The sequence below is a fragment of the Streptomyces sp. CAI-85 genome, from assembly GCF_013363615.1.
In the GTDB taxonomy this organism is placed as follows: Bacteria; Actinomycetota; Actinomycetes; order Streptomycetales; family Streptomycetaceae; genus Streptomyces; species Streptomyces antibioticus_B.
In genome coordinates, this window is record NZ_JAANNX010000008.1 from 223083 (window position 1) to 233982 (window position 10900).

Consider the following 10900-nt stretch of genomic DNA (forward strand, 5'->3'; position numbering starts at 1 on the left):
GATTGGGGCTAGGGGGGTGGCAGGGGGACAGTAGGGGTAGGCGGTGGCACTCGGTGCCCCAGGCTGAGACACATGCCTGCACCGGTGAACGAAGCCACAGCCGTCGTCGGGATCGCCTGCCGGCTCCCCGGCGCTCCCGACGCCGACGCCTTCTGGAAACTCCTCGACGACGGCAGGACCGCCGTCGGAGACGTGCCGCCCGGTCGCTTCCGGCACGCACCGGAGCACGCGGACGTCCGGCACGGCGGATTCCTCGACCACGTGGACCTCTTCGACCCGGAGTTCTTCGGGATGTCCCCGGCCGAGGCCGCCGCGGCCGACCCGCAGCAGCGCCTCGTCCTCGAACTCGCCTGGGAGGCACTGGAGGACGCCGGCATCCTGCCGGGCGCGCTGGGCGCCACCCGGGCCGGGGTCTTCGTCGGGGCGATGGCGGCCGACTACAGCGCCCTGGTGCACCGGCAGGGCGCCGACGCGGTCACCCGCCACACCCTGACCGGCCTCGCCCGCGGCATCATCGCCAACCGGGTGTCGTACGCGCTCGATCTGCGCGGCCCCAGCCTCACCGTCGACGCGGCGCAGTCGTCCTCCCTGGTCGCCGTGCACCTGGCGCTGGAGAGCCTGCGCGCGGGCGAGTCGGACGTCGCCCTGGCCGCCGGGGTGAACCTCAACCTCGCCCCCGACAGCACGCTCGTCGTGGACCGCTTCGGCGCCCTCTCGCCCGACCACGCCTGCTACACCTTCGACGCGCGCGCCAACGGCTACGCCCGCGGCGAGGGCGCCGTCGTCCTCGTCCTCAAGCCCCTCTCCCGCGCGCTGGCCGACGGCGACCCGGTGCACGCCGTGCTGCTGGGCAGCGCCGTCGGCAACGACGGGGCCACCGACGGGCTGACCGTGCCCGGCGCGGCCTCCCAGGCCGACGTGATCCGCCGGGCCCTCGACCGGTCCGGGGTGCGCGCGGGCGACGTGCAGTACGTGGAACTGCACGGCACCGGCACCCGGGTCGGCGACCCGGTCGAGGCGGCCGCCCTCGGTGACGTCTTCGCCGCGGGCCGCACCGACGCCACCCCGCTGCTCGTCGGCTCGGCGAAGACCAACGTCGGCCATCTCGAAGGCGCTTCCGGCATCGTCGGACTGCTCAAGACCGTGCTCGGCGTCCGCCACGGCCGGATCCCCGCCGGCCTCAACTTCGCCGAGCCGAACCCCGACATCCCCTTCGACCGGCTGCGCCTCGACGTCCCCACCCGGACCGGCGCCTGGCCCCGCCCCGACCGGCCGCTCACCGCCGGGGTCAGCTCCTTCGGCGTCGGCGGCACCAACGCCCACGTCCTGGTCGGCGAGGCACCGCACACGAGGACCGCCGACCGGGGCGACGCGTCCCACCGGGCCGACGGGTCCGACCGGGCCGGCACGTCCGACTGGGCCGCCCCCGTGCCGGGCCCGCTCCTGTGGCCCCTGTCCGCCCGCACCCCCCAGGCCCTGCGCGAACAGGCCGCCAAGCTCCGTGCGCACCTCACCGCACACCCCGAACTCGCCCCGCGCGACATCGGGTTCGCCCTGGCCACCACCCGCACCGCCTTCCCGCACCGGGCCGTCGTCACCGGCGACGGCCGCGACGCGCTCCTCGGCGGACTGCACGCCCTGGAGACCGGCGCCCAGGCACCCGGGCTCAGCACCGGCCGCGCCGGCGACAGCGGCGGCACCGTGTTCGTCTTCCCCGGGCAGGGCTCCCAATGGCCCGCCATGGCCCGTGAACTCATCGCCGCCGACACCGACTTCGCCGCGAGTATCGACGCCGTCGCCGCAGCCCTCGCCCCCTACGTCGACTGGTCCCTGCACGACCTGCTGCACGGCACCGGGAACGCCCCGCCGCTGGAGCGCGCCGACGTCGTCCAGCCCGCCCTGTTCGCCGTGATGGTCTCCCTCGCCGCCGTCTGGCAGGCGCACGGGGTGACCCCCGACGCGGTGATCGGGCACTCCCAGGGCGAGATCGCCGCCGCGCACGTCGCCGGGGCGCTCAGCCTCGACGACGCCGCCGCCCTGGTCGCCCTGCGCTCCCGCGCCATCACCGGCCTGGCCGCGACGGCACCCGGCGGCGGCATGGCCTCCGTGCCGCTCCCGGAGAACGAGGTGCGGGCCCGCCTCGACGCCTTCGGCGGCGCCCTGAACGTGGCCGCCGTCAACGGCCCCGCCGCCACCGTCGTCTCCGGTGACCGCGACGCCGTCCAGGCCCTCGTCGCCGCCTACGACGCGGAAGGCGTGCGCGCCAAGGCCATCCCGGTCGACTACGCCTCCCACTCCGCGCAGGTGGAACCCCTGCGCGACACCCTGCCCGCGCTGCTCGCGGCCGTCCGCCCGCGCGCCACCCGCGCCGACCTCTACTCCACCGTCACCGGCGGCCTCCTCGACGGCACCGCCCTCGGCCCCGACTACTGGTACCGCAACCTGCGCTCGACCGTCCGCTTCCGGCAGGCCGTCGAGGCCGCCCACGCCGCGGGGCACCGGGCCTTCGTAGAGGTCAGCCCGCACCCCGTCCTCACCCCCGGCCTCGCCGACCTGCCCGGCGCCGCCGTCACCGGCACCCTGCGCCGCTCCGACGGCGGTCCGCGCCGCTTCCTCACCTCCCTCGCCGACCTGCACGCACGCGGCGGCCGCGTGGACTGGACGCGGCTGTACGGGGAGGGCGCGCGCCGGGTGCCGCTGCCGACGTACGCCTTCCAGCGCCGCCGGGTCTGGCCCGACGTCCTGCCCGGCCCCGAGGCACCCCTGCGGACGGCGGCCGCCGCCGCACCGCCGGTGACCGGCCTCGCCCCCGCCGTGGCGGAGCAGAAACCGGTCGGCGGCGACCCGCTGGGCGTGGTGCTCTCCAGCGCCGCCCTGGTCCTCGGGCAGGCGACCCCGGACGCCGTCGACCCCGATCTGCCGTTCAGGGAACTCGGCTTCGACTCCGTGTCCGCCGTCGAGTTCCGCGACCGGCTCGCCGCCGCCACCGGCCTCGACCTGCCGTCCACCCTGACCTTCGACCGGCCCACCGCCCGCGCGGTCGCCGACCACGTCCGCGCCCGCCTCACGGGCGCCGACACCCCCGCCGACGCGACGCGCGCCCCTGTCCGGCAGGACGACGACCCGATCGCGATCGTCTCGCTCGCCGGCCGCTGGCCCGGGGACACCCGCACGCCCGAACAGCTCTGGGAGCTGCTGCGCGAGGGCCGGGACGTCGTCGGGGACTTCCCCGGCAACCGCGGCTGGGACCTCGACGCCCTCCACGACCCCGACGGAACCCGCCCCGGCACGTCGTACACCCGCCACGGCGGCTTCCTGCACGACGCGGACCGCTTCGACGGGGCGTTCTTCGGACTGGCCCCCCGCGAGGCCGCCGCCATGGACCCGCAGCAGCGCCTGCTCCTGGAGTCCTCCTGGGAACTGCTCGAACGCGCCGGGATCGTGCCCGCCTCGCTGCGGGCCACCCGGACCGGCGTGTTCGTCGGCGTCATGCCGCAGGACTACGGACCCCGGCTGCACGAGACCCCCGAGGGACATCAGGGGCACGCCCTCACCGGCACGCTCACCAGCGTCGCGTCCGGGCGGATCGCCTACACCCTGGGCCTGGAGGGCCCCGCCGTCACCGTCGACACCGCCTGCTCCTCCTCGCTGGTCGCCCTGCACCTGGCCGTCCAGTCGCTGCGGTCGGGCGAGTCCGACCTCGTCCTCGCCGGGGGCGCCACCGTCATGGCGGGGCCCGGCATGTTCACCGAGTTCAGCCGGCAGCGCGGACTGGCCCCCGACGGCCGGTGCAAGCCGTTCGCGGCCGCCGCCGACGGCACCGCCTGGTCCGAGGGCGTCGGACTGGTCCTGCTGGAGCGCCTGTCCGACGCCCGCCGCAACGGCCACCGCGTGCTCGCCCTGATCCGCGGCTCCGCCGTCAACCAGGACGGCGCCTCCAACGGCCTCACCGCGCCCAACGGCCCCGCCCAGGAACGCGTCATCCGCCAGGCCCTCGCCTCCGCCGGACTGCGCCCCGCCGACGTCGACGCGGTCGAGGCGCACGGCACCGGCACCACCCTGGGCGACCCCATCGAGGCCCAGGCGCTGATCGCCGTCTACGGCGACGGCAGGGAGCCTGGACGCCCGCTGCTCGTCGGCTCGGCCAAGTCCAACCTGGGCCACACCCAGGCCGCGGCCGGCGTCACCGGCGTGATCAAACTCGTCCAGGCCCTGGAACACGGCGAACTCCCCGGCACCCTGCACGTGGACGCGCCCACCCCGCACGTCGACTGGTCGGCCGGGACGGTCGCGCTCCTCACCGGCACCACCGCCTGGCCGGAACCCGCCGCGCCGCGCCCCCGCCGGGCCGCGGTGTCCTCCTTCGGCATCAGCGGCACCAACGCCCATCTGATCCTGGAAGCCGCCCCGGCCACCGACGAGCCTCCTGTCGCGGAGACACCGGCCCGGCCCTCCGACACGGTCCTGCCGTGGACCCTGTCCGCCCGCGACGACGACGCGCTGCCCGCCCAGGCCCGGCGCCTGCTCGACCGTACGGAGTCCGTGTTCGGCCCGGAGACCGACGCCTCCGTCGGCTGGTCCCTGGCCACCACCCGGGCCCTGCACGACCACCGGGCCGTCGTCGTCGGCACCGAGGCTGCCGCCCGCCGCACCGCCCTGCGCGCCCTCGCCGACGGCACGACCGCCCCCGGTCTGATCCGCGGCACGGTCCCGGGCGGCCGCGCCCCGCGTATCGCCGTGCAGTTCCCCGGCCAGGGCAGCCAACGGCCCGGCGCGGGAAGGGCGTTGTACGCGGCGTATCCCGTCTTCGCGGCGGCGCTGGACGAGGTGACCGGCCTCTTCGACACCGAACTCGGCACGCCCCTGCGCGAGGTGCTGTTCGCCGAGCCCGGCACTCCGGCCGCGGCACTGCTCGACACCACCGCCCACACCCAGCCCGCCCTGTTCGCGCTGGGGGTCGCCCTGTACCGGCTCGCCGAGTCCTTCGGGCTCCGGGCCGACGCCCACCTCGGCCACTCGATCGGCGAACTGACCGCGGCCCATCTGGCGGGCGTGCTCTCCCTGCCCGACGCGGTACGGCTGGTCGCCGCCCGGGGCCGGGTGATGCAGGCGCTGCCCGCGGGCGGAGCCATGGCGGCACTCCAGGCCACCGAGGACGAGGCCGCCCCGCTGATCGCCTCGGCCGACGGCCGGGTGAGCGTCGCCGCCGTCAACGGACCGGCCTCCGTGGTCGTCTCCGGGGACGCCGACGACGTACGCCGTATCGCCGACGCCTGGCGCGAAACCGGCTGCAGGACCAAGCTTCTGACGGTAAGTCACGCCTTCCACTCCCCGCACATGGACGCCGCCCTGGCGGACTTCCGGGCGGTGGCCGAGACCGTCGCCTTCTCCGAGCCGCGGGTGCCCGTGGTCTCCAACCTGACCGGACGGCTCGCCGCGCCGGGCGAGTTGACCGACCCCGAGTACTGGGTGCGTCACATCCGGGAGGCGGTGCGCTACCACGACGGGGTGCGCGCGGTGCGCGACCTGGGCGTGTCGGCCTTCCTGGAACTCGGCCCCGACGCCGTGCTCAGCGCGCTGACCACGGCGAGCCTCGACACCGGGGCCGAGGCGGAGGCCGTGCCGCGGACCGTCGTCCCCGTCCTGCGGCCCGGCCGCGACGAGCCGCACACCTTCGTCGAGGCCCTGGCCCGGCTGCACGTCCACGGCGTCCCCGTCGACTGGCGGGCCGCCTTCGACGGGCATCCGGTGCGCCGCCTCGACCTGCCCACCTACCCGTTCCAGGGGCGCAGGCACTGGCTCGACGCCCCCGAGGGCGGCGCCCCCGCCCGGTCGGGACTGGATGAGGCGGGGCACCCCCTGCTCGGCGCGGCGGTGGACCTCCCCGACGACGCGGGCACGGTGTTCACCGGACGCCTCACCCTGCGCGGCCGTCCCTGGCTGGCCGACCACACCATCGCCGGCCGGGTCCTGCTGCCCGGGGCCGCAGTCGTGGACCTCGCGCTGCACACCGGGGGTCAGGTCGACGAACTGACCCTGGAAACGCCGCTCGTGCTGCCCGCCGAAGGGGCCGTACGGCTTCAGGTCGCCCTCGGGCCCCGGGACGACTCCGGGCGGCGCCCGCTGACGGTGCACACCCGCCCGGAGCACGCCGACGCGCCCTGGACCCGGCACGCCACCGGCCTCACCTCGGACACCGGCCCGGTAGTTGTTCCGGACGCCGACGCCGACGCCGACGCCGACGCCGACGCCGTATGGCCTCCCGCCGGGGCCGAACCCGTCGATCTGACGGGGCTCTACGACCGTCTCGCCGAGGACGGTTACGCCTACGGCGCGGCGTTCCGGCTGCTGACCGCGGCCTGGCGGCTCGGCGACGAGATCCACGCCGAGGTCGGCCCGGTGGCCCGGGACTCCGCCGACACCGGACATGTCCTGCACCCCGCGCTGCTCGACGCGGCCCTGCACGCCGTCGTCGCCCTGGTGCCCGGCTCGGCGCGCCTCAGGCTGCCGTTCGCCTGGGAGGGCGTCACGGTCCACCGCGCGGGAGCGACCGCGCTGCGCGTGACCGTCCGGCCCACCGGAACCGACACGGTGGCCCTCCGTCTCGCCGACGCCACCGGCGCGCCGGTGGCCGACATCGCCGCCCTCACCCTGCGCGCCGCGCCTCCACCGGAGGCACCCGCGGCTCAGGTGCTGGACTGGATCCCCGCCAACGCCCCTGCCTTGCTTGCCGATTCGGCGGACGGCTGGACGGTCCTCGGCGCTCCGGACGATCCCCTGCGGAACGTGCTGGCCGACGCCATCGGTCTGCCGGCCGAGACCGTCGCCCTCGCCGACCTCGCCCACTCCGGTTCACGCGGGCCGGTGGCCGCCGCCGCTCCCGACGCTCCCACTGCGCTCGGTCTGCTCCGACGCTGGCTGGAAGAACCGGCCGCCGAGGAGCGGCAGTTGGTGCTCGTCACGCGGGACGCGGTCGGTGCTCGCCCCGAGGAGGACGTGTCGGTCACCGCCGCCGCGGTGTGGGGGCTCGTCCGTGCCGCCCAGGCCGAACACCCCGGCCGTTTCGCCCTGTTGGACCTGGCGGGCGGCGCCGCGGGCGACGCCGACGGGATCCCCGCGGCCGGTGCCCTCGCCGCCGGTCTCCTCGCTGCCGGGGAGGACCAGATCGCCGTACGAGACGGTGAGGCGCTGGTGGCGCGGCTGCGGCCGGCCGCCGGGGCCGGGGCCCTCACCCCGCCGTCCGGAACCGGTGCCTGGCGGCTGGACGCCGAACCGCGCGGCAGCCTCGGCGGTCTCGCCCTGCTGCCCGCGCCCGAGGCCGAGGCCCCGCTCGGCCCCGGACAGGTCCGCCTCGCGCTGCGGGCCACCGGCCTCAACTTCCGTGACGTACTGATCGCGTTGGGCATGTACCCGGGCCAGGCGCGGATCGGTGCCGAGGGCGCGGGCGTCGTCCTGGAGACGGGGCCCGGGGTCACCGGTCTCGCTCCCGGCGACCGCGTCACCGGCCTGGTCCAGGGCACCCTGGGCCCGGTCGCCGTCACCGACCACCGGCTCCTCGCCCGCATCCCCGACGACTGGACCTTCGCCCGCGCCGCCGGTGTCCCCGTGGTGTTCCTCACCGCCTACCACGGGCTCGTCGACCTCGCCGAACTCCGGCCCGGGGAACGGGTGCTGATCCACTCGGCGGCCGGCGGGGTCGGTCAGGCGGCCGTGCAGCTCGCCCGGCATCTGGGCGCCGAGGTGTACGCCACCGCGCACCCGGACAAGTGGGACACCCTGCGCGGGCTCGGCCTGCCCGACGAGCGGATCGCCTCCAGCCGGACCCTGGACTTCGAGACGGCGTTCCGCGCGGCCACCCCCGGCGGGCGCGGTGTCGACGTCGTACTGAACTCCCTGGCGCGGGAGTTCACCGACGCCTCGCTGCGGCTGCTGGCGCCCGACAGCCGGTTCGTGGAGATGGGCAAGACCGACCTGCGGGACGCGGCGGCGGTGGCCGCCGAGTACGACGGCGCCGCCTATCTCGACTTCGACCTCTTCGACGTCGACCCGGGCCGGATCGGCGAGATCCTCGGCCATCTGTTCCGGCTGTTCGGTGAAGGAGCCCTGCGGACGCTGCCGTTCACCGCCGAGGACGTGCGGCACGCCCCGAGGGCCCTGCGCCGCCTCGGCCAGGCCCGGCACACCGGCAAACTCGTCCTCACCTCGCCGCCGCCCCCGCTCCGCCCGGACGGCACGGTCCTGATCACCGGCGGCACCGGCGCCCTCGGCCGGCTCGTCGCCCACCGTCTGGTCACCCGCCACGGCGTACGGCATCTGCTGCTCACCGGGCGACGGGGCCCCGACGCGCCGGGCGCGCAGGCCCTGGCGGCCGAACTGGGCGCGCTGGGCGCCGAGGTGACCCTCGCCGCGCTCGACACCGGTGACGCGGACGCGGTGGCCGCACTGGTCGCCGCCGTCCCCGGGGACCGGCCGCTGACCGCGGTCGTGCACGCGGCCGGCGTCCTGGACGACACCGTGCTGACCTCGCTCACCCCCGAGCGGCTGGCCGGTGTCGCCCGGCCGAAGGCGGAGGGAGCCCGGCATCTGCACCGTGCCACCGAGCACCTCGACCTGTCGGCGTTCGTCCTCTTCTCCTCGGCCGTCGGCGTCCTCGGCAACCCCGGACAGGCCAACTACGCGGCCGCCAACGCCCAGTTGGACGCCCTCGCCCGGTACCGGAGGGTACGCGGACTGCCCGCCGTGTCCCTGGCGTGGGGGCACTGGGCCGAGGCCGGGGGCATGGCGGCCGGCCTGGACACGGCCCAGGCGGACCGGCTCGCCCGGACCGGCCTCGCGCCGATGACGAACGAGACGGCCCTCGCCCTCTTCGACACCGCCCTCACCACACCCGAAGCCGCCCTGGTGGCAGCCGAGTTCGACACCGGCCGGGCGGACCCGGAAACCCTGTCGTCGGTGCTGCGCGACCTCGCGGCGGCCCGCCCCCGCACCACCGTCCGCGCGGCGGCCGCCTCCCGCGCCGCCTCGCATGCCGCCGACCCCGCCGATACCCTGCGCCGCGACCTCGCGGCCGCCTCGGAGCCGGACCGGACGCGACTGCTGCTCGCCCTCGTCCGCGAGACCGCGGCCGGTGTGCTCGGCCACTCCGACGCCACGGCGATCCGGCCCGGCAACGGGTTCATGGAGAGCGGCTTCGACTCCCTGGGCGTCATCGAACTGCGCAACCGGCTCGGCACGGCCACCGGACTGCGCCTGCCCACCACCGTCGTCATCGACCATCCCACCCCGGCCGCGCTCGCCGGCCATCTGCACGGCCTCCTCGTCCCGTCCGCACCGGAGCCCGACGGCACCGCCGCCGCGGGCCCGGAGCCCGACATCGCCGCGGCCGGGGCGCAGGACGCGCCGCCCGCCGACCTCGCGGCCCTGATCTCGGCCGCCGACGACGACGAGATCTTCGACCTCATCGACCAGCAGCTCGGCATTTCGTAGGAGAGGTGTCCCCACATGACCACGCATGAGGCGAAGCTGCGCGACTACCTCAAGCGCGTCGCCACCGAACTCCAGCAGACCCGGCAGCGCCTGGAGGAGGCCGAGGCCAGGGCCGCGGACGGCCCCGACGAGCCGATCGCCCTCATCGGCATGGCCTGCCGCTTCCCCGGCGGCGCCGACACCCCGGACGCCCTGTGGCGGCTGGTCAGCGAGGAACGCGACGTCATCGGCGCCTTCCCCGCCGACCGCGGCTGGGACCTGGAGCACCTCTACGACCCCGACCCCGACGCGGCCGGCCGCACCTACGCCCGCGAGGGCGGATTCCTCTACGACGCGGGGGAGTTCGACGCCCCCTTCTTCGGCATCTCCCCGCGCGAGGCCCTCGCCGCCGACCCCCAGCAGCGGCTGCTCCTGGAGACGTCCTGGGAGGCTCTGGAGAACGCGGCCATCGACCCCGCCACCCTGCGCGGCAGCCGCACCGGCGTGTTCGCGGGCGTCATCGCGCAGGAGTACGGGCCCAGCCTGCACCACCGGCCCGCCGAACAGACCGACGGCTACGTCCTGACCGGCAGCACCACCAGCGTCGCGTCCGGCCGGATCGCCTTCACCCTCGGCCTGGAGGGGCCCGCGGTCACCGTGGACACCGCCTGCTCCTCCTCCCTGGTGGCACTGCACCTGGCCGCCCAGTCGCTGCGGCGCGGCGAATGCGACCTCGCGCTGGCCGGCGGGGCCACCGTGATGGCCGCGCCCGGCATGTTCATCGAGTTCAGCCGGCAGCGCGGGCTCGCGCCCGACGGCCGCTGCAAGCCGTTCGCCGCCGCCGCGGACGGCACCGGCTGGGGCGAGGGCGTCGGCGTGCTCGCCCTGGCCCGGCTCTCCGACGCCCGGCGCCTGGGCCGGCCGGTGCTGGCCGTGCTGCGCGGCTCCGCCGTCAACCAGGACGGCCGCAGCAGCCAGCTCACCGCCCCCAACGGCCCCTCCCAGCAGCGGGTCATCCGCGAGGCCCTCGCGGCGGCCGGCCTCGAAGCCGGGGACGTGGACGCCGTCGAGGCGCACGGCACCGGCACCCGGCTCGGCGACCCGATCGAGGCGCAGGCCCTCATCGCCACCTACGGCAGCGGCCGTCCGGCCGAACGGCCGCTGCTGCTCGGCTCGCTGAAGTCCAACATCGGACACACCCAGGCCGCCGCGGGCGTCGCCGGGGTCATCAAGATGGTGCAGGCCATGCGGCACGGTGTGCTGCCCAGGTCCCTGCACGTGGACGAGCCGTCGCCGCACGTCGACTGGTCCGAGGGCACCGTCCGGCTGCTGACCTCCGCCCACCCCTGGCCCGCCACGGACCAGGACCGCCCCCGCCGGGCGGCGGTGTCGGCGTTCGGGGTGAGCGGCACCAACGCGCACGTCATCCTCGAAG

General features: G+C 76.4%; 2 protein-coding genes. Both read left to right on the forward strand.

The genetic code is table 11. The features are described 5' to 3' along the window. The first annotated feature begins 72 nt into the window (after positions 1-72). Complete coding sequence (locus G6W55_RS13805) at positions 73-9486, forward strand: type I polyketide synthase (protein ID WP_175521109.1); 9414 nt, start codon at positions 73-75, stop codon at positions 9484-9486. Positions 9487-9522: 36 nt separating this feature from the next. Further along, positions 9523-10900: type I polyketide synthase (locus tag G6W55_RS13810; RefSeq protein WP_375372446.1), on the forward strand; the 1378-nt coding region annotated here is incomplete at its 3' end.